The following is a 19,691-nucleotide window of genomic DNA, read 5'->3' as shown; positions in this document are numbered from 1 at the left end:
CCTCAACGCCCCGAGCGTAGCAACTCAGCGCGCTGCTCGCGCAAGAACGATCAGTCGATCGTCGCCCGCAGCTTCTCGTGCCGACGGCACAAGATGCACCGGGCGCTACGCAAAAGCACTACAGTGCAGCATGAAGTCCGCTGTTCTGCCCCAAGTTCGCATCGAGCCGGCGCTACGCGCGGATCTTGAGGCCGTGCTGGTCGAAGGCGAGACACTGTCCGCCTTTGTAGAGTCTTCGGTTCGCCGCGCGGTCGAGCTTCGCCATGCCCAGCGCAACTTTGACGCACGCTGCGGCGCCGCGCTGAAAGACTTCCTGGCTACAGGCCTGAGCCACAGCGGCGACACAGTGCTGGCCGAGCTGCGCCAGCGCACCGAGGCACGCCGCACCCAACTGCATCCCGGTTGACGGAGGGCGCCGCGTGAGCTTCGCGGTCCGAGGACCCGATCTCCGCCGGATCGGCCATGCGTTGAAGAGGAGTCATCGCACCGTATGCCATCTGCCCTAGGCACCGCTCGGTGAGGTCAACGTGACTCCACCGACCGCTTACTAACAGACGTCAGGGCGAATCTTCGGGAAAGCTCGCGATCTATCCGCGTCAATGATCGTCGGCGCCAATCCGATACGGCGATCCTGCGTAGTCCGCGAACTCCTTCATTTCCGCCGGCGTGTGCAGATAGGGGTTGCGCCCCGGATCGAGAGAGGCCACAAACTGCTCAATGAGCGGTCGGACATCATCTGCTTCAACGGATCGACCAGGATCGAACAGTTCGCGCGGCACCCACGCGCCGATATCGATCTCGTCCTCGAAGACGGCTTCGCCATCGCTCGCCGGAAAACGCGCCTCCAGGCGGGAAACGCACAGTTCGCGCCAGGCGCGGAAAGCGGATGGATCCGGGAGAACGAGTTCGGCAAGCTGGCTCGCCCAAGCTACGTTGCGGCCGGGCTCGACTGTCTTCATGCCCCACACCAGGTCGATCACGATCCCCAGCGCCATGCGAATCGGCCCTCGCACCACGCCACGCCAGTTGTCATCGTCGAACTCGTGATAGCGGGCATAGGCCGTGTGCACGCCAGCCGCCCATGCTGCCTCCAGCATGAGGAGCGGCCGAAAATCACCCGACAGCGCTTCGAACCGCCACACGATCCACTCGGCGATAGCTGTGCACATCGCCATGTTGGCCCGGAAGGTCAACGGCGCCATGCGCTCCTGCAGCGCCGCATCGCCGGGCTGGTAGGTACTCTCGATGCGCCATTCATCCCAGGTGAAGCGCGGACGTGCTGAAGCTCCACCGACGGGCGGAATCCAGGGCGGCCGCTGCAACGGGTTCACAGCGTATAGGGCGTGCCGGAGAAGCCGATGGCGGCCAGTTCGTCCGGTGAACGCAGGTAGCGGTTGTTCTTCCAGTCGATGCTGCGCAACAGCACATCGACTTGAGCGGGAATCGCCGCTTCGTCCAGCGGTTGCGCAGGATCGAGTGCTTCGCGCGATACCAATGGCCCGAGCCGCTCCTCGCGCCCGCCGGAAGCATCGTCGAGTTGCCAGTGCACACCTACACGGTCATCGAGCAGGACGGTCAACCACTTCTTGAATTCGCCATGGGCGGACTTCGGCAGGACATGCCGCGCAAGCAGCGCGAGATGGACGAGATCTTCCGAATTGCTCTGGGCCTTGGCCGAGAGACGCATGAGTGCCTCTGCCTCTTGCCACACGGTGAACGTGAGCCACTCCAATGCGCCACCGGACTCGGGCTCTCCACGATCGAGATTCTTCCAGTAGCGAATGTCCACCATCGCGGCCCACAGGGCCTGGGCCAGTTCAAGCAGATCGGTGTCAGGTGCGACCCCGTCGAGCCGCCATCCGATCCACTCCACGGCCCCGGCGGCGAAGGCAATCTTGGCTCGCTCGGTGGCCTCATCCATCCAATCATCGACGATTGAGATGTTCTGGTCGAACAGGCGGTCCATCGTGGGCATGTCAGCCTTGAAGTTGATGGGCAGCCCACGAACTTTCGAGGCTTCGACATAGGCGGGAGGGGACCAAGTCATTTCGGGCATTTCTTTCCGGTTTTCGATTCAACGGTTTGCGGCGTGTTCGCCGCATCGCAGATGAGGATCGTGATGCCGCACTTCTCGGCGGCACAGATCAGTTTGCGGCAGCGCGGGCAGGGGTTGTCAAGCTTTCTCCACTTCTTGGTCTTCTTGTTGAACTTGTTGACCTGGATGGCCAGCGTTACCGTGGTACCCGCCGCCGGCACGCCGTTGGCGAACAAGGACTCAAGAATGCGGGGTTCGGTGTGACTGGTATGCGGTGTCTCGTTGGACCGCGTGGTTGTGTAGACCTTGTCATCGCCGTTGTTCTTCTTCAGTTGCGCCTTCGCGTCCTCGCACAGATTGGAAGCTTGCTTCCCTTTGGCGTCGACCTCGTCCTTCGTATCCGTGATTCGCCGGTCAGCTGCGTCCACGCCGACATCTTCACGCTGCAATCCGGAGACGTAGCCCTTGTTTCCGTTTCGGTAGGCCGCACCGAGGGCTGTGCTGCAACTCCATACCGTGGTCGATCGATCCGGAAACTTGATCGCCGCATGGGTGACGGTTGTCTTTTGCTCCTCCTGCGACAGCTGCCCGCGGCGAGTGTCGTTCGCCTGCTTGAGTTCTTCGCAACCTGGGTCCTTGCTGAGGCCTGGCGCCACGCCCGCGGTGTCCACTGTCGTGCATCCATCGCCGGGGTTGCTGTGATTGCCAGTGGTGAGGTCCAGGTTGCGCACGACCTGCGAGCCCTCGACCTTGACATCGAAGGAGCCCGCCTTGTGCTTGACCGGGCCCGTGATGTTGTGGGAGATCACCCCGCCGCCGAAATTGCGCGTGGCGGCCTCGTCGCCGGTGCTCTTCTTGTACTTCGACTTTCCCTTGAGGCTGATTTCCTTCCCGCCTGCCATGACCGACCGGCTACCGTCGGTGGTATCGGCGGCGCGCGCGAAGTTGGGATACGGAATGGGAATCGGCCCCGCCGGCGGCGGTGGCGGTGTCAGGCAGACGTCCGGCATCGACGCGATCACGTTGTGCCCGGAAGCCTTTCCCGAGACCTCCATGCCGTTGGCATAGACATTCGCGCCCATCAGCCTTCCCCTTGATCGGTGAACAACACGAAGGCGGCACGCTCACCGTCGTCCTCTCCCAGGCTCATCAGCATGCGCGCGCCTGGCATCCACCCACCGAGCGCGCCTGCATGCGCCACACCGAACAGGGCGGGGCCGATCGCGCTGCCGATCTCGCCAAGATATTCGATCGGATGCCAGATCCGGTACGGCTCAGCCGCTGGTCGTTCGCGGCGTTCCAGGCGGATCTGCGCAATGGTGCATTCCTTCGCCTTGTAGTGTTCGGCGTTCTGGTCGTTCAACCAGCCAGCGGTGTCGGCCATGCCGATACCCGCTTCTGCGAGCGCCGTACGCATGGCCTCGGTCAGTCCATCACCGCTGCAGGGTTCGTCGCCATCGATGGGTGCAGGCTCGCGCGCCGCGGCGGCGCCCGCAATGCGCAGCGCACCGGGGTGCTCGCCATCGGGCGCCAGCAGCACAGCGCAGGCGGCCTCACCCGGGATGAACCCGTTGGAGTTGCGAGCCGTGTGCAGGCGGCGACGTTGGTCGAAGGCGTCCGCGACGCGCTGGCGAAGGAAGGTGTCCACGCCGCAGACGATCATGTACTGCGCCTGGCCGGATCGAAACCACTGCGAGGCCACACGGACGGCCTGGAAGAGGCCGCAACGGCCAGCCAGCACCCGGATGGTCGAGGCCGAGAGCTTCTGCGGCAACCGCTGCACCAACCCGTTCGAGACAATGCGGCCGAGGTCAGGGTGGTGAAAGGGACGGTCCACGGGCTCCAGCAACAGCACCACCGGCACGCTTGCCGGATCGATTCCAGGCGGCAAGGCGTCCAGGCATTCCTGGATCGCCGGCGCCGCCAGTTCGGCGAGCATGTCCGGCCCTTCCCACCATTGCCATAGGTGCGGCCGAGCGACCTGCATCCAGTCGGACCCACTCGCGTCCCAGAGGTTGTCGCGCTGGACGCCCGACGCGCCGGCCCTTACCGCACACCAGGTGGCGCGCGCGTTGAAACCGACTGCGGTCACGGCGCCGCTGGCAACGATGCTCACGCCTGTCATGACCGCCCCCTGCGTGCCTGCACCAGCTCGCCCAGACTGCGGTAGGAGGTCTTGTGCGGTGAGACCAGTTCGCGGCGGCGAGTGGGCGTGATGTCGCCCACCACCACCCGATACAACTCAAAGCAATGCTGTCTGAGCCGGTGCGTCAGCCGCCAGGTCAGCGTGAACCGGCGCGCCTCCGGCTCGATGACCAGCGTGTCGATCACCGGCTGCGACAGCTCCGGCTCGCCACGGTGTGGCATCAGCAGCACCTGCAGCGGCATGCGGGGGATCTCGAAACCGAGCGTCCCCTCGGGCGACAGGTTTCTCAACAACACGGGTTCGCCCCCCTGCAGATAGGGCACGCGTTGATCCGCCGGCGCCGACTGGAAGTACAGGAAATCGAAATCGTCCGGCCAGTACGGCGCGCGCTCGTCTTGCCAAGCCTGGTCGTAGGTTCCGGCGTGGGTGTAGCGCGGGTGCCAATTCCGTCCAACAGGACCGAAGGCCATCGGGCGGTACTGGCCTGCGGAATCGTGGATCTCCTGGCCAAGCTCTTGCGTGACGGGCATCGGCAGTCCGTCCAGATGCCGTCCGGACGGGCTGAAGCCACGGCCGACCGGATTGGCTGCGTAGGCCCGTACATTCGAGCCTTCCCCCTTGCCAGGCTCGGTGCCCCCGAAGGCGTTCGCGTAGCTGATCGGCATCGAGGCGAACAGCTCGGGCCGGCCGGGTCGAGCGCCCAGCAAACCGCCATGCCAGTAGCGCGGGCCGGTGACTTGAAAGGCCTTGGTCAGCGAACCGACGCGTATGCCGACCGCCACCTCGCGCACGGGCCGCGCCCCAGGCGCATGGGCGTGGCCCGCGAGCAGCACGTCGCACATCGGTTTGAACGAAGCAAAGTCGGTTTCGAGGGCCGGCGCGCTGAGCCCGGGCTCGCCCTCGAACTCATCTGCCATGACCAAGGGCACCTGCGGCAACTCGCGCGTCACCGGCTCACCGTCCCTTGGTATGGAGAAAGTCGCCTTGGCCGCGACCACGAGCATCTCGCGTCCGCCCCGATCGAACGCCATGGTCCATTGCGCCGGCATGCCGGATTCGTTTAGGAATTCCATGCGCGAAGCTGTTCCAGTTGCCACACGGCACGGCGGTCGACGTTGAACGTGCGTGACGTGCAGTTGGAGAGATCGAGTTCCAGCGCCGCAGCACGGCGCTGTCGCTGGTCGCCGGAGGACAGGATCCCCAGCAACATGCCAAGTTCCACCGGCCGGCCCAGCAAATACCGGGTGGCGCCGGCGAAGTGCCCGCGCTGCGATTGCCACCACGCATGAACCAGTTCCTGGTCGGGAAGAGGTAGACCGCTGTCGTCCAGTGGGGAACGAGTTGCGTCGACCGGGGCTTCGTCGTCGGCTTCCGACACCGGTGCGACGCGATCGAGGTCCAACAACTCGAGGTCGGCGCCGGTCAGCATGCTGAAGGCCTCTCCAGCTAGCCGCGCCGTGCGTTCGTCGGCCATGCGTTCGATGAGCCAGGGCACGACCGCGGCGTCGCCCAACACCCCGGCGCCGTAGATGGCCCAGCGGATGCTGTCCGTCTCGCTCGCCCAGGCGCGAATCCATGCCCGGCCCTCGTCGCGCCCGCACGCACGCAGGTAGGTCTGCACGACTTCTGTCGAGGGCTCGGAGCCCGGCTCAGCGCAAAGCCGACGCAGCGTATTCAGTCCATCGGGGTCTCCCATGCGGGTCAGCGCGAGCGCCGCGGCATCGCGACCGGATTGCAAGGGATCTCGCAGGCCGTGCAGCAGTGCGGGGACTCGGTCGCGATGACGAAGGTCGGCGCAACTGGTGTACGCCACGGCACGCCAAGAGGGCGAACTTGCCGACAGCCCCTGATCAAGGAGGTCCTCCGGATCCTGGCCGTGAGCCACCAGCGCACGCATCGCGACCTCCCGGTGCTCCTCCACCGGTGAGCTCCGAAGCTTCGAGATTGGGATGGAAGCCCAAGGCAGCGGCAGCCACGCCAGTGCCTCTGCCAGCGAAGGCACCCGATCCTGCGCACTCTCGCCCAAGCGGATCGCCTGAGACATGGCTTCACGCTGCTCTGAAGCGAAAGCGGTCACGGCGAACACAAAGGTCTTGTCCTCGGAAGATTCGAGCGCCGCGCAAGCGCCGAGTCCAGCCGCTCCCGCCGCACGCAGGCCATCCAGGTGCGCCTCGATGCGTTCATCCAAGTCCCTCAGATCCTTGAGCCGATATCGTGGCGACCGGGCGGCATGTCGTCGCCGCGACCACAGAAAGGCGGATTCATCCGCATGCAGGTCGACCACCCGCTCGTTGACGCGCGCCGAAGTCTCGGCCGGCTCGAATCCGAAGGCCATGTTCGGGACAACCTGGGTCAGTTCAGCTCGATCGAACCGCCACGCATCCGGTTCACCCCCTGCGCTTCGCTGGTCACCTCCGCACCGCGGATCGTGATGCGGCCGTCGGCGCGCAGGGTGATACGTGCCTTGCCGCAGCTCAAGACCAACTCGTTGCGTGCGGTCACCTGCGTCACCTTCCCGTCGATCCGAACCTCGGCCGAGAGGGGCACCGGTGGCTGCGTGACCTCTGCCGATGGCATCGCCGTCGGGCGCACCACCCCGATGACGATGGGGCGGCGTTCGTCGCCATGCTCGAGCACGACGATCAGTTCCGGCTCAGATTGGGGATCAAGTGTCGTCAGCTCGACACAGGTGGTGGCGGGGACGGTCACGGCGGGTTCACCGCGCAACGCGACCAGTGGCGCCCCGTCGGCGGACCAACCCACCAGACGCGCTCGCAGCGCGCCCGCCGGGCCCAGAACTACCGGACTGCTGATGCTTTTGCGGCTCGTCGAAGTGGAGCCGCTGACTGTCTTGCTTGTGCTTTTCATGGAGCCTCCCTTTGCCGCCGTCGTGGCGGCCCGTCCACCTGGTATCCCCTGCCGGGTGGTGGATTCGCACAGTCAGCTGCGCTTCATCCATGCAGTGCGCTGCCACCCCCACCCGCTCGGGAAAACCATGATCGTGCGCACGATGGCCCCCTGAGTAGTGACCAACGTCACACCCCTCCGTCGGCGAGTGCCTGCGAGAGTGCTGCCGTGCGAACACGGTGTTGCCCACGCGTAGGCGCCTCCGAACGCCGCCCGAAATTGTCCGCTGGGTCGACGATGGTTGCAGCGAAGAAGGCCCGCATGAGTCTCCTCGTCGGTTGCCCTCAACCGTCAGCAGGAGCCAGCTATGGCTGCGGCCGAACTGACTCACGAACTCAACTCGCCCGCGGGAGCCTCAGTCAGGTGCGACGTGCACTCTTGGGTCTTGCGGCAGCACCCGTCAACTGTGCTTGGTCGATGAGCTTTTGCAGTCGCGTAGACGCCATACCACGCTCACGCGCGCGACCCGTGCGCAGTGCGTCAAACAGTGCCAACAACTCGTAGAGCGCTGGGTCGCGCAGCGCCGCTCCGGGAACGCAGGGGTGCAGTGGCCGCAGGCCTTCTCCGCGCATCGAGCCGTGCGCGTCGGGCCACACCAGCGGCTCATGTCCTTCGGCGAACACCCCCGCGAACGCCGGCGCGGCATGGCTGGTGGGCACCCCTCGTGTGATCGGTAGCCGCTCAGGCGCGAACGCGTACTTCGCGCCGTACAGCGCAAACTCAGCCAAGTTGCGGCGGTTGACGATCGCTGAGCTGTCGAGGTTGGTCCGGATCGCGGGTGCGTGGAGGGGTGCTTGCGCGGAATGAGCGCGCGCATACGCGGCGTCCGTCAGCAGACCTGCCGCCAAGCCGCGCTGGACGGCGGCGTGCACCTGGGAGGCACTCAGGCGGAGTTCGTGCGCCAGCCGCGCATAGGTCCAGTGCTGTGCACCCAGGGCGACCAGCTTCAACGCGACAAGAAAGTCCTGTGGCTTGAGATTCATATTCTGTATTCGCGAATCTGGAATACAGAATGTAGCGTGCTGGACGACTGACGACAGGCTGCGCCCAACGCGACCGACCCACTCCGCCCGCGTCCGGGCCCGCCAGAACCGTTTCGCCGAATGGCTGCCTTGGTAGCTGGCAGACTGGTCAAAATATTTACCAGGCGAGCCGTGCTTGGGTCAAAATTTTGATCCGATGAAGGCCGCAGAAATCAACATCGTCTTGGAGCGCCAACTCCTTCTGCAACTTGGCGACAGGCTCAAGCGCCTACGGCAAGCCCAGGATGTACGCACGGCCGAGATGGCCGCCCGTGTTGGAATCACGCGAAACACCCTGCGGTCTGTCGAGGCTGGTGACCCATCGCCTTCCATCGGAACCTACCTTCGCGTGATGTCCGTACTAGGTGTAGGCGCCGAACTGGCATTGCTGGCCAGCAATGCCATGGAATCCCCGCTGCCTCGGTCCGCTGCTGCACGATCGCGGCGTGAGGCTCCTGTGGTGCAGGTGCAAGTGTCGGCGGGAGATGCGCAGCATCGGTTGCAGGATCTGCAAAGCATGGCACTGCACGAGGAGGCCGTCCGATTGGCCAAGGCTGACCCGGCCCTGGTCCAGCGTGCCAATGAAACAGCCACACGATGGCTTCAAGCCGGGGAATCGCGCTCTGCCGATCTATGGCGCGAATGGCTCGACATTCTTCGTGATCGCGCCTGGCGCAAGGTCTTGGGTTCCACTCAGCGGGCTCAGCAGTTGAGGCAGGCCTCGCCTCTCGTCACCGTGCTGCCCAAAGAGGTTCGCCTGCGCGTATTGGAGCAAGTCAAACGGCTCAGGACAGGAGTCATTGACTGAAGCGCGGCAGCATTTTGCAAGAACTCCGGCCAGCCTCGATGGAGACCCCAGTTCGAAGATGCGTCCGGAGCTGGTCGAAATAGTTCTGCTGGCGTGCGCGTAAATTGCGGTGTAGATCGGCTCGTCCGAGATCTGCATGTCTGGTTCTTCGGGCCACATGCGCGCCGGTGTGCACGCGATCTGTCGGGCGACCAATGCATGACAGGCACGCCTTCATCACCAGCTACAGCCGCCCTTCGCCGCCGAAGCCCCAAGTGCGCCGCGTGCGAGCCCGTGCGCATGTCCAGCGGCTGCGCCGCGAGTCGCGCCGCATCGATGTGGATCACTTCAGCAGTTCCCGCGGCACGTCCTGCCGGCCAGTTGATCGAGACGTTCGTCGCGCCGCACTTGAGTTCGATGCGGAGGGCGGGCATCGAGTCAGGCTTCAACCCACTGTTGCATTTGAGCTTGGAACCGCTGTTGCAATGGCTTCTTGGATTCTGGCGACAACGTCGGCCACCTCGGCTGTGCGGAGAGCCTCTGCCTGCATTCAAGCTTGGCGATCTCTGCTCTCGCGGCCGCATAAGTCTTCATCGATGTTCCTTTGCAAGGGTGAGGTAGGTGGCGCCAATCTCACTCGCTTTCGGACGTTCGACGCGTGCGCGTCCACCGGTCCGGCTTGGCGAACTCTCGATCAGTTCACGCCTGGCCGGTGCCGTGACCCGATGCGGAAAGCGAGAGCTGATCGAGTTCCGTCCTCACGACTTCCAGGACTCGCTGCACCTCGGATGGTGTCGCTCTACTGCAATAGCTCAGCGTCAGTAGCGTCAACGGGTGCACGCGCAGCACGGCAGCCAACTCGTCGACCTTGCCAAGCGTCGGCGTTTTCAGGCCACGCTCGAGCGCGCTGATGTAGGTTCTGCTGGAAATCTGGTCGAACTCTTCCTGCGCCAAGCCTTGGGCTTTGCGGATGGCACGTAGCGCGCGAGGAAAAGTGATCAGTTGGCGAGTCACGATCGCCGGATTACGTCATCTAGAATCCTTTAGGGCTACAACCTATAGGACTCGTTTTATGCCGACAATCAATCCGCACCGTACAAGTGCTGCGCGCTATCCATTCATCCTTGGAAGCCTGATCCTGGCCGCGACGATGCTGGGCGAGGCGCATGCGGGTGATCGCGCGGCTCGTCCGTGGTCCTTCGAGCCATGGGTCGACAACATCTGGCTCGGCATGTCATCGCTTGATGTCGACGCTGAACTGCAAGAGAAGCAGCGCACTGCGTACTACTACTACGAGCCGATTAGCGACACTGAGACCTCGCGGATCATCGGTTACAGGGCGGCAAGTACTCGGCTGGCATGGTGTGAGAAGCGCCTGCAGTGCGACGACCGTCTGCGGATTCTGACGAACGATGCACATCAGGTGTGGTCGATTGCCAAGGTCATGCGGATTACCGGTTTCGTCAGTCGAGACAAGGCCCGCGCGCAGGCGAAGAATCTGCTCGCGCAGCTGCTATCGATGTATGGGCAGACTACGCGTCGTCGGGCACCACTGCCCACCCACCCGGAAAGAGACGATTCCGAAGTTCACTTGGCCTTCGACAAGTCGGGCAACGAATTGCCCCTGCCGTCCTGCGTAGACGAAAACGGACCGTCCATTCCCTACCATGGGGTAGAACCCATCACGTTTCCAAGCGGGTGTGCGTACGAGATCCGCTACTCGGTCGAGGTCGACGACGTGCGGGACAGAAAGACGTTTGACGTCACTATGCATGTGGCGTTCCGAGACCTCGCCTTGGCCGCCGTCACCGACACCTTTCCCACTGTTCGCGAGAGAGAACAGCTGAGGATCCAGGTGACGTTCTAGATTCACTTCGGTCCAACTCTTTCCCTGCCGACGACTCATCACCTTCCAAACATGTTCGTTTCAACTCCGCGCTTCGAATTCCCAATCCCAGCTGTACTGGCCGGCCCTGGCGCCAAGTTCTGGCGCGGCGTTGAACTATCGAGCAACGTTCCGTGGTTCATCGCGACCTTCGACGTGTGCGAGGGCGGTGTCAACGTCCTGCACACCGTGTGCCTCTGGTGGGAATCGGATCTTGTCGGGCTCATGGGCGACGGGCACAGCGGAAGACTCGTTGAGTTGCAGTGCTTGATGCCACCTTGGTACTCGGCTGCGAAGGCATGGACCATGCGTCGTGTCACAAAGATCTGGCGTGCCAAAGACCGAACCGCCCAGGATGCGGAAGTTTTCGTCTTTCTCGATGACAACGGGAAGGAGTTCTGTGGCGGCCTCGATTGGCGGCCTCCGACTCCTGCGGTACACGGCAGGGAGTTGCTTGCCACCGTGCCAGCAGGGTCGCGCCGGCGGCGGCGGCAAACCACCAGCTGACGCTGCCCGCGCGGCATCACGGATGCGTCATCCTCGGTCGGCACGCCGGCGCTCGTGGACGATCGATCTTGCGTTCGAAATACTCGCCTTCAGCGGCGTCAAGCGTCTAGGCGGCGCAGGCTACCCGCGTGGCCGAGGCCGGTGTTCCCTATGCCGACTACGAAGCCGCCACGGCCGAGTTCAACGGCAAGGAACTGGCCGACCTCACCTACGCGATCGGGCTGATGAACGCCTTCAACCGGTTCGGCGTTGCGTTCCGTTCGCGCCCCGCGGCGGCGGCCCAGGCCTGCGGGCTGCTCCATGGCATGGACTCTGCTCGGCATCGCCGGTCTCCTCGAGATCGCGTTCTCCTTCGGCATGAAGTCGTCCGAAGGCTTCACGCGGCTGGGTCCTTCGCTGCTCACGGTCGCCGGCGGCCTGGCCAGCGTCGTTCTGCTGTCGCTGTCGCTGCGCACGCTGCCGATGGGGACGGGCTACGCCGTCTGGACCGGCATCGGTGCCGCAGGCACGGCCATCGTGGGCATCGTGGTGCTGGGCGACTCCGCGGCGCCGATGAGGCTCCTTTGCCTCCTCCTCATCCTGGGGGGCGTGATCGGGCTCAAGCTGGTACCGGCCTGATTCGAACGATGTGCAAGCCATTCGAATCGGCGATCGGCACATGGATCGATCCGTCGGCATCCACGACCCAGTCCGTGCCACGGGCCATGACCGATTCGCCGGACATGAGCTCGGGGGTCGGCACTTGCACGGACTCCAGCCGACCGTCTGGCGCGTAGAGCGCGATCTCCCCGACCGACCCCGGGCCTTCGTTTCGATGGACCATGAACCGCCCTGCCGCGTCGACACCCGTCAGCACCTGCTGCCGGCGATCACTGGCAGCTGCGTTCCCTGCCGATGAGAGCGTCAGTTCTCGTGTTGTGCCATCACGCAGGCGGCTTGTGATTCGCATCAAGTCGCCCTTTGTCGACGACAGGTGAATGGCCTGGTCCGATACCCCGACCACGATCTGGTTGAACTCGGCATGGACGACCGGGTCCCCTTCGAACGGAATGCGGGCGATGCCCGCGCGGTCGAACACACTTGCCGGCATCGAGGCGTAGAGGTTGAGCGCGTCGTCGGCGGCAAAAGCAAACTGGACCAAGCCGGAAGCTTCGATTCCGGTGATCGCGTGCAATTCCAGCTCGCCGCCCGGGCGCCAGGCTGCGATGGTCTGGAGGCCGTCCGCTTGCAGCAGCTTGCTGGCGACCAGTCCTGAAGGCGTGACGAATACTTTCTGCTCCAGCCCCGACGGCAGTTCGAGGGTCTGCCTGCGCGACCCGTCCCCCATGTCGACGACCTCCACCCGGTGGGCCGGGGACGCCACCGTCAGGTAGAGCGCCGAAGAGGTGTCGGCAAAGACCCTCGAGAAGTCACCGTCCCTGCGCCAGAGCAGCTCGCCCCGTGCGTTGTATTTGCTCAGCGCGCTTCGATGGGAAGCACCGGCGTCCGGGGCTGGCGCCACTTTCTCCAGCAGGTAGCAATTTCGCTGGAGATCGACGGCGAAGTCGGTGATCCGCTGCAGCGTCCGATTGGGCGGCGATGCTTGAAGCACCGTGCGGCCCTGCCATGCGCCGGCAGAATCGAAATGGTCGATGCCGACCGGCGCATCGAGGACATGCACGCCCGAGCGGCCATCCAACCGGATCCGTGACGGGATGGCGACCTGCCGCACCTGGCCGTCGGCGACCAGCGAAAAGCCCGGCAGGTTCTTGTGGTGCGCAGCGACCTCTCCGTTTCCGTTTCCCCACCGGGCGGTGAGCAGCAGTTGATATCGCGGCCTGGAGGGCGAAGGATTCAATGGCATGCGCTACATCCAGCTGGGGCTGAAGAATCGAACGGGGCCGTTGGCGTGCGCGAGAAGTGCCGCGACGTCGGTGAGCTGCAGGAAATCGTCGGCGTTGGGCTCGTCCCAGAGGCTGTAGACCTGTGGGCTGCCGAGCGGATTGCCCAACGCCAAGGCAGTATGGCTGACGGCCCTGTCGAACACCACGATGTCCCCCTCCAGCGGCCGTGGTGAGAGCGGAAGGAGAGGATCGTAGATTCGCTGGGCTCCCACCCGCAGGCGGTTCTCGTAGAACTGGTTGTTCATCAGCGAGGCCGCGGGGGTGGTCTGCAGTGAAATCTGCATCGCCTGGTAGAAATGCTGCAACCAGGCGAAGTTGACGTATCCGGCGGTGAAGGTCCCGAACAACACCACCTCCCAGCAATTCATATTGCCGTCGTTCACGTTCGGCTGGACGCCCCCGTTCAACAGCCAATTCCCGAAATCCGAGCCATCCAGATCGGGATTCTGCTGGCTCCACACCAGGTTTTCTCCCAGGTTGCCCGACTGGACACCTGCCAGCGCGGCCGTGGTGCCCAGTTGCCTGCCGATGCGCGTCATCATGGCGGCGTCGATGGCTTGCCCATCCAGGTTCTGCCGCAGGATCAAGGCCGCGTAGCGGTGCAGCGTCACCCCGTCGTTCTGGGCCGCCAGCATCGCCGTGACCTGGGCAGACGTGGCAGCGTCCGTCACATAGAGTTGGTGCACGAGCGTGGCACTGTGGGCGGCCTCGGCCTGGATCTGCGTGTGCAGGGTCGCCCCGTCCGGCTCGATCGCCAGCAACGCGGTGACCTGGGGCGACGTGGCGGCGTCCGTCACATGGAGCTGGTGCACGAGCGTCGCACTGTGGGCGGCCTCGGCCTGGACCTGCGCGTGCAGCGTCGCAGCATCGGGCTCGCGCGCCAGTAGCGCGGTGACCTGTGCCGAAGTGGTCGTATCCACCGTGTAGAGCTGGTGCACCAGCGCGGCACTGTGGGTGGCTTCGGCCTGGACCTGCGCATGGAGTGTTGCAGCATCGGGCTCGCGTGCCAGTAGCGCGGTGACCTGTGCCGAAGTGGCCGCATCCACCGTGTAGAGCTGGTGCACCAGCGCGGCACTGTGGGCGGCCTCGGCCTGGACCTGCGCGTGCAGCGTCGCAGCATCGGGCTCGCGCGCCAGCAGGGCAGTGAGCTGCGCGGAAGTGGCCCCATCCACCACGTAGAGCTGCCGCACGAGCGCGACGCTGTGGGCGGCCTCGGCCTGGACTTGCGCGTGCAGCGTCGCAGCATCGGGCTCGCGCGCCAGCAGGGCAGTGAGCTGCGCGGAAGTGGCCCCATCCACCACGTAGAGCTGCCGCACGAGCGCGACGCTGTGGGCGGCCTCGGCCTGGACCTGCGCGTGCAGCGTCGCAGCATCGGGCTCGCGCGCGAGCAGGGCAGTGAGCTGCGCGGAAGAGGCCCCATCCACCACGTAGAGCTGCCGCACAAGCGCGACGCTGTGGGTGGCTTCGGCCTGGACCTGCGCGTGCAGCGTCGCGCCATTCGGCTCCCTCGCCAACAGGGCGGTGACCTGCGCGGAGGTGGCCCCGTCCACCACGTGGAGCTGCTCGACGAGCGTGACGCTGTGGGCCGCCTCGGCCTGGATCTGCGCGAGAAGCGTCGCGCCATTCGGCTCGCGCGCAAGCAAGACCGTGACCTGCGCGGACGTCGCACCAGCGGCGTAGAGCTGGCTCACGCGGGTGGCGTTCTGTGCGGTCTCTGCCTGGATCTGCGTTAGCAAGGTCACCGGGTCCGGCTCGACCAGCATCATCGCATTGACCTCGGCCACGGTGGCGCCGGCGGCATAGAGCAGATTGATGTCGTCCCAGTTCTTGCCCAGCTCCCAGCCCTTCCTGGCGACGAGGTAGGTGCCGATGAAGGGACACAGAAGGGTTCCGAGGATGCCGCCCACGATGGCCCCGGCGAATCGCCAGCCTGAAAACTGGACCGCGTCCTGGTCCCCTTCGGCCAGGGATGTGGACGGGCCGGCCAGGGACGGGGCCTGCGCCTGCAGGGAGTTCAACATCTGCGCAATGGCCGGCTTATCGCCGGACCGAACCACCTGGTCGATTTCGGCGATGGCCTCCTGCCATTCCCCGTCGGAGACGCCTGTGACCTTCGGCTTGCCGCCGCGGATGTCTTCAAGCGCATCCAGCAGTGGCCGGTGAGCTTCAGGCTGCCCTTGCCCGGCGGACTCGCGCTGCAGCACGCCGGTGTGGTCGTTGATGGTGATCCCGGGCTTCATCTGCAGGCGCTTGAGCTGAAGGTGCTGCGCAACAACGTGCGGGCTGCCGTCGATGCCCGAGACGAACTTGCGCTGGGCCGCGAGGACGGGGCTGCGATGGACGCCCTCCAAGAACGCGTGCTGCATCGTCATCGCCATGTCCGGCGCCACCGCCTGCAGGGACGAGGCCTCGCCCACCCGATGCGCCGCGGGCGAGCTCTTCAGATCCTTCTGCTGCGGTTGTGCCTTGTCCACGTGCGTGACGGCTCGGAGCGGGGAAGCACAGGTTACTGGGGCGTGCACCGCAGGCGCCATCAGCTCCATGCTGATTTCGGCCCTCCCTTCACCCTCGTATGATTTCCTGGACCCGGGCCGGTCAGCGCCGTGGACTTCCTGGAGTGCGTGCATGAAGCCGCACCGATGACGATCACCAAGGAGGCACTCACCGACAACGGCTCGCAGTTCACCGATCGCTTCACCAGCAAGGCCCGCGAGCCCAGCGGGCGGCATCACTTCGATGTGCGCTGCAAGGCCCTGGGCATCGAGCATCGGCTGTGCCCGCCGCGCCACCCGCAGACCAACGGCATGGTCGAACGCTTGTGTATCAAGATGTCGCAGGTCGTGTGCGCTCGAGGACGGCCCGCTTCGTCGCGCCGGCTAGCGAAATGGGCTCGGTAGGACGCTTGTTTGCGACATGAATCAGCAACTTCGCTGTTGCCGGCGAAGCCGCGGAGCCTTCGCCGGAGTCGCAGAGTTGTGTCGTACGACAGAAAAGGCCGACTTTGCCGATTTGGAAGCGGTCGGACATTTGTGTCGCATTTTTCCGGGGAACGTCACAGCCATTGTTGTCGCCCGAGTGACGCGTTAGGCGCCACAGTCCGCCAACTTCTCGGCCGCGAATCAGTCTGGCCAGTAGGAGGGCCCCTAGGCTGAACCTCGTGTTCTGTATTCGCGAATATAGAAATCTCACCCGGTGAGAAGATCGTGCTATCACGATAAGTATTCTTATCGCACTAGTAATCTCGATTCGCTAAACTGGTCCACGTGAAAACACGCCAGGCCACCAACCAGGAAGGAGAAGTAGGCTTCCCCAGCGCCGATGAGCTCGCGGCGCTGCGCGGTTGGTACGCAGGGTTGCCGGCACGCGAGGCGGTGGTGCGCTACCTCGGTCAGCGCAGGGCGACCGGTCAGTCGTCGCGTTCGATGCTCTCCACCGTGCGGCGGCAGCTCGCTCGATTTGCGCTCGACCGGCAGCGGCAGGATCTGGCCGAGCTGTTCGCGCATCCGGCGGCGCAGCGCACCCGACGCGCCAGATCAATCCTGGCGGCGATCGACGGTCTGAGATTCCTCTCGATCCCCGATCCCAAGCTGACCGATGACGTTGCAGCGTGGTTACCGCCACGGGTCGCCGCCGCGCTGCACAGGCACGGCATAACGACCCTTGCTGACCTGACCCTTCGAGTGCAGCGCCGCCGGCGGTGGTGGGTCGAGGTTGGCGGGCTCGGGGCGATCGGTGCAGCCCGGGTGACAGCCTTCTTCGCGGGCCACCCGCAGTTGACTGAGCGCTCGCGAGCGTTGATTGTCGTCGAGCGACCGGATGTGGCGCCCTGGGAGCACCTTCTTGTCCCTGCCGAGGTGGACGGTTCGCAGGGAACCTTCCGCGCGCCACAGGCCACCTCGACCTTGCGCGCCAACAACGACTATCAGGCGGTTCAGGCCTGGCTGTCCTTGCAGGAGTCATCCGCGACGCAGCGCGCCTATCGCAAGGAGGCCGAGCGGCTGATGCTGTGGGCGATTCTCGAACGAGGCAAGGCGCTCAGCTCGTTGACAACGGAGGACGCGGTCGCCTACCGACAATTCCTGCGCCGGCCGCTGCCGCGTGATCGATGGGTCGGGCCCGCCCGGCCGCGTTCATCCAGTGAGTGGCGTCCGTTTCAGGGGGCACTGTCCCCGCGATCGGCGGCCTACGCACTGTCCGTCATCAATGCCTTGTTCCGGTGGCTCGTCGAACAGCGTTACTCGCTGGCCAATCCGTTCGCCGGCGTGAAGGTAAAGGGGGCACGGCGCGTCAACGCGCTGGATGCCACTCGGGCGTTCACAGACCACGATTGGTCACTGACGCGCGGCGCCGCCGATGGCATCGAATGGACGGAGGACTGGACCGAGGAGGGCGCGCAGCGGCTGCGCTTTGTCCTGGACTTCTGGTATGCAACCGGCTTGAGGCCGCAGGAACTCGCGGCAGCGCGACTTGGCCAGTTGCAACGAGACGACCACGGCGATGACTGGTTGCACGTACTCGGCAAAGGGCAAAAGGAGGGGCAGGTGTCGGTTCCGCTCTTTGCCGTCGCGGCGCTCGAGCGCTACCTGGCCGCGCGAGGGCTACCGGTGACGCGTGTGCGCTGGGATCCGACGACGCCGCTTGTGCCCAACCTCGAAGAGGCTGGAGTCGGGATCACGGCGTCACGCCTTCGGGTCATGCTGCAGCGGTTCTTCTGTCAGGTCGCTGAACAGATGCACGCCGCGAGCCCAGTGACATCGGAGAAGCTTCGGCGTGCAACGCCTCACTGGATGCGGCATACGCATGCGAGTCACGCGCTGGCGAATGGGGCTGAGCTCACGACTGTTCGCGACAACCTGCGGCATGCATCGGTGTCTACGACGTCGGTGTACCTGCACACCGACCGGACGACGCGGGCGCGGCAGATGGGGCAGGCGTTTCCGTTCGACCGGCACAAGTGACTTGGACAGCCCCGCGAGGTCGAGACACGCCAGCTCAAAACAGGGACCATTGCTCGCGGACGATTCGCGCAATGCGGGGCGGGGCGCATGCTTCATCAAACTCTTCGCCGCAGTCACTCCTAAGGGAGAAGGGTGTCCAAAATACGCGCATGCCGAAGTAGGAGGGCCGCGACAGCTTCGTTTAGCTTCCGAGCAAGGTCACATACCATTCCATCTCTGTTGCGGAAGGGCCGGCGTACCACGCCGACCCGATTCTCACGTACCTAGGCAGCTTCGCCGATGAATTGACCGCTAATGGTGATGCGGAGCGAAGGTTGGCCGACGATCGTACCGTTCAGGGAAAAGGTGCCCGAGTTGCTGGACGTGCCGAGCAGGTCGAGATCGAACTGACTCAGCGGACCGAAGATCGAAACAGCCCTCGGGTTCCATTTGCGGACGCCGATTCGCGCGGTCAGTGCAGTATCGGGGCCGCTGAAAGCGCCGGAAAACGTGTAGCCGGTGTCGCCACCGCTCGCCTTTCCATCCTGCAGCACGATGGTGCCCTGCCCGATGGACTGACTGTTCGACTTGAAGTCGACGTGATAGATGCCATTCTTCATTGCTTGCTTCCTTGGAATTCAACGAGGAAGGGGCGCCTCTCGACGCCCCTCGCTTCACTTCTTTTTCGGCGGTTGAGCCGGTTGCGGATGCTTAATCACCTCGCGTTCCGTCGTGCGGGGGTTCCGCTCGGCGTATTTTTCGGTGACGAATTTGCCCGTTTCCGAGCTCCGATGAGAGACCTGCTTTTGCTGGGTCATTCTTGGGCCTTTACATGCTGAAAGGCTCCGTCACCCAAACCACCGCTTATAATTCCAAGGCTGTACTAGGAAGGTCCGCGAGGGCCCCTATCCCTGGAACCGTTAGGTTTAGGGCGCATAAAGCCAAGGTTCCAGCCTTGGCTTTTTGCGTTGGGTGCCTGGGATTGTATCCAGGTCAAGCACTCTTGTGGGGAGAGTGCTAGCAAAATCTCCCGAGGGGTCGGATCGAATTCGGCCCTGTTCGGTAAGCGGCCAGGCATCCCGTCTTGACGACGGCGCCGATCAAGGCGGGTTGATCTCGTCGGTGGTTTCGCCGTCGTCGTAGTACCGCCCGATGGCGCGATCCAGTCGCTTGAGCAACGCGTTGAGCGTCTCACCATCGCGGCGTGCGAGCATGGCCAGGGCGTTGTGGTCGTCAGCGGCCGTCGCCGCGCAGCCAACGCCATGGATGTGGCCCAACGTGATGTCGCCGCCGTCGTCGATCAGTGCTTCGATGTTCTTCATGAACCCGCAGTTTCGCGCATGTTCGCAGCCTGCCACCGGTGCGGTAACAGCTCGCCGATGCGGCGGTTCGGGTGCATCTGCAGCCGCTGCGGCACGTCCTTCATGTAGGCCCACGGGTCGTGCCCGTGCAGCTTGGCCGACTGCACCAGGCTCATCACCATCGCCGCACGCTTACCCGCGAGCTCGCTTCCCGCGAACAGCCACGCCTTGCGTCCCATCGCCCACGGCCGCACGAGGTTCTCGATGTGGTTGTTGTCGAT

General features: G+C 64.5%; 20 protein-coding genes and 2 pseudogenes. 8 read left to right on the top strand and 14 right to left on the bottom strand.

What is annotated here, in order from left to right; genetic code table 11:
- Window positions 1-130 precede the first annotated feature (130 nt).
- Window positions 131-406, top strand: coding sequence for a YlcI/YnfO family protein (locus tag ACXJLU_RS23030; protein WP_457334982.1), 276 nt, complete (start codon window positions 131-133; stop codon window positions 404-406).
- Window positions 407-596: 190 nt separating this feature from the next.
- On the opposite strand, the gene ACXJLU_RS23025 is transcribed toward ACXJLU_RS23030, so the two are convergent.
- The 8 genes from ACXJLU_RS23025 to ACXJLU_RS22990 all read right to left on the bottom strand — a co-directional run bounded on the left by ACXJLU_RS23025 (window position 597) and on the right by ACXJLU_RS22990 (window position 8,071).
- Window positions 597-1,331 (bottom strand): hypothetical protein, encoded by a 735-nt coding sequence (locus ACXJLU_RS23025; protein ID WP_457334980.1) that lies wholly within the window; start codon window positions 1,329-1,331, stop codon window positions 597-599.
- Window positions 1,328-1,966, bottom strand: coding sequence for a hypothetical protein (locus tag ACXJLU_RS23020; RefSeq protein ID WP_457334978.1), 639 nt, complete (start codon window positions 1,964-1,966; stop codon window positions 1,328-1,330). Before ACXJLU_RS23020 ends, ACXJLU_RS23025 begins: the two co-directional genes overlap by 4 nt.
- Window positions 1,967-2,043: 77 nt before the next feature.
- Window positions 2,044-3,117: a DUF4150 domain-containing protein gene (locus ACXJLU_RS23015; RefSeq protein ID WP_457334977.1), complete on the bottom strand. Its 1,074-nt coding sequence runs from the start codon at window positions 3,115-3,117 to the stop codon at window positions 2,044-2,046.
- Window positions 3,117-4,151: a beta-ketoacyl synthase N-terminal-like domain-containing protein gene (locus ACXJLU_RS23010; protein WP_457334975.1), complete on the bottom strand. Its 1,035-nt coding sequence runs from the start codon at window positions 4,149-4,151 to the stop codon at window positions 3,117-3,119. Before ACXJLU_RS23010 ends, ACXJLU_RS23015 begins: the two co-directional genes overlap by 1 nt.
- A 5-nt stretch (window positions 4,152-4,156) precedes the next feature.
- Entirely contained in the window at window positions 4,157-5,254 is a 1,098-nt protein-coding gene (locus ACXJLU_RS23005; RefSeq protein ID WP_457334973.1) for a DUF2169 family type VI secretion system accessory protein, read from the bottom strand.
- Entirely contained in the window at window positions 5,242-6,516 is a 1,275-nt protein-coding gene (locus ACXJLU_RS23000) for a TIGR02270 family protein (RefSeq protein ID WP_457334971.1), read from the bottom strand. The genes ACXJLU_RS23005 and ACXJLU_RS23000 overlap by 13 nt, the downstream gene beginning before the upstream one ends.
- A gap of 17 nt (window positions 6,517-6,533) precedes the next feature.
- Window positions 6,534-7,049 (bottom strand): DUF6484 domain-containing protein, encoded by a 516-nt coding sequence (locus ACXJLU_RS22995; RefSeq protein ID WP_457334969.1) that lies wholly within the window; start codon window positions 7,047-7,049, stop codon window positions 6,534-6,536.
- Between the two features lie 398 nt (window positions 7,050-7,447).
- Window positions 7,448-8,071, bottom strand: coding sequence for a hypothetical protein (locus ACXJLU_RS22990; protein WP_457334967.1), 624 nt, complete (start codon window positions 8,069-8,071; stop codon window positions 7,448-7,450).
- Between the two features lie 196 nt (window positions 8,072-8,267).
- On the opposite strand from ACXJLU_RS22990, the gene ACXJLU_RS22985 reads away from it, so the two are divergent.
- Window positions 8,268-8,918, top strand: coding sequence for a helix-turn-helix transcriptional regulator (locus tag ACXJLU_RS22985; RefSeq protein ID WP_457334965.1), 651 nt, complete (start codon window positions 8,268-8,270; stop codon window positions 8,916-8,918).
- Between the two features lie 678 nt (window positions 8,919-9,596).
- On the opposite strand, the gene ACXJLU_RS22980 is transcribed toward ACXJLU_RS22985, so the two are convergent.
- On the bottom strand, window positions 9,597-9,911 hold the full coding sequence (locus tag ACXJLU_RS22980) for a helix-turn-helix domain-containing protein (RefSeq protein WP_457334963.1): 315 nt from the start codon (window positions 9,909-9,911) through the stop codon (window positions 9,597-9,599).
- Between the two features lie 58 nt (window positions 9,912-9,969).
- Between ACXJLU_RS22980 and ACXJLU_RS22975 the strand changes: the two genes are divergently transcribed.
- The 4 genes and pseudogenes from ACXJLU_RS22975 (at window position 9,970) to ACXJLU_RS22960 (ending at window position 11,907) form a co-directional block, all read left to right on the top strand.
- Window positions 9,970-10,764 (top strand): hypothetical protein, encoded by a 795-nt coding sequence (locus ACXJLU_RS22975; RefSeq protein WP_457334961.1) that lies wholly within the window; start codon window positions 9,970-9,972, stop codon window positions 10,762-10,764.
- Window positions 10,765-10,815: 51 nt separating this feature from the next.
- A complete protein-coding gene (locus tag ACXJLU_RS22970) occupies window positions 10,816-11,289 on the top strand; it encodes a hypothetical protein (RefSeq protein ID WP_457334959.1) in 474 nt (157 codons plus the stop codon).
- Between the two features lie 110 nt (window positions 11,290-11,399).
- Window positions 11,400-11,573, top strand: a pseudogene (locus tag ACXJLU_RS22965) (carboxymuconolactone decarboxylase family protein); the annotation flags it as partial.
- 16 nt (window positions 11,574-11,589) lie between these two features.
- Window positions 11,590-11,907 carry a DMT family transporter gene (locus tag ACXJLU_RS22960; RefSeq protein WP_457334957.1) on the top strand — a complete coding sequence of 106 codons (318 nt, stop codon included), beginning with the start codon at window positions 11,590-11,592 and terminating at the stop codon, window positions 11,905-11,907.
- On the opposite strand, the gene ACXJLU_RS22955 is transcribed toward ACXJLU_RS22960, so the two are convergent.
- Entirely contained in the window at window positions 11,888-13,132 is a 1,245-nt protein-coding gene (locus tag ACXJLU_RS22955) for a hypothetical protein (RefSeq protein ID WP_457334955.1), read from the bottom strand. The genes ACXJLU_RS22960 and ACXJLU_RS22955 overlap by 20 nt on opposite strands.
- A 3-nt stretch (window positions 13,133-13,135) precedes the next feature.
- Window positions 13,136-15,646 carry a hypothetical protein gene (locus ACXJLU_RS22950; protein WP_457334953.1) on the bottom strand — a complete coding sequence of 837 codons (2,511 nt, stop codon included), beginning with the start codon at window positions 15,644-15,646 and terminating at the stop codon, window positions 13,136-13,138.
- 123 nt (window positions 15,647-15,769) lie between these two features.
- Between ACXJLU_RS22950 and ACXJLU_RS22945 the strand changes: the two are divergent.
- Window positions 15,770-16,015: pseudogene (locus tag ACXJLU_RS22945) on the top strand (IS481 family transposase); the annotation flags it as partial.
- 420 nt (window positions 16,016-16,435) lie between these two features.
- Window positions 16,436-18,130, top strand: a complete 1,695-nt coding sequence (locus ACXJLU_RS22940) for a site-specific integrase (RefSeq protein ID WP_457334951.1) — start codon at window positions 16,436-16,438, stop codon at window positions 18,128-18,130.
- A gap of 263 nt (window positions 18,131-18,393) precedes the next feature.
- Here the strand turns inward: ACXJLU_RS22940 and ACXJLU_RS22935 are convergent, their stop codons facing one another.
- From ACXJLU_RS22935 to ACXJLU_RS22925, 3 genes are all read right to left on the bottom strand, one after another.
- Window positions 18,394-18,729 (bottom strand): GrlR family regulatory protein, encoded by a 336-nt coding sequence (locus ACXJLU_RS22935; RefSeq protein ID WP_457334949.1) that lies wholly within the window; start codon window positions 18,727-18,729, stop codon window positions 18,394-18,396.
- Between the two features lie 480 nt (window positions 18,730-19,209).
- Window positions 19,210-19,431 (bottom strand): hypothetical protein, encoded by a 222-nt coding sequence (locus tag ACXJLU_RS22930; RefSeq protein ID WP_457334947.1) that lies wholly within the window; start codon window positions 19,429-19,431, stop codon window positions 19,210-19,212.
- Window positions 19,428-19,691 (bottom strand): transposase domain-containing protein (locus ACXJLU_RS22925; RefSeq protein ID WP_457334945.1); only part of this gene is annotated, 264 nt, incomplete at its 5' end. The genes ACXJLU_RS22925 and ACXJLU_RS22930, both read right to left, overlap by 4 nt.

Source organism: Rhizobacter sp. P5_C2 (assembly GCF_054049715.1).
Note: the sequence above shows the minus strand (reverse complement) of the source record. Positions and strands in the feature narration are given on the sequence as shown.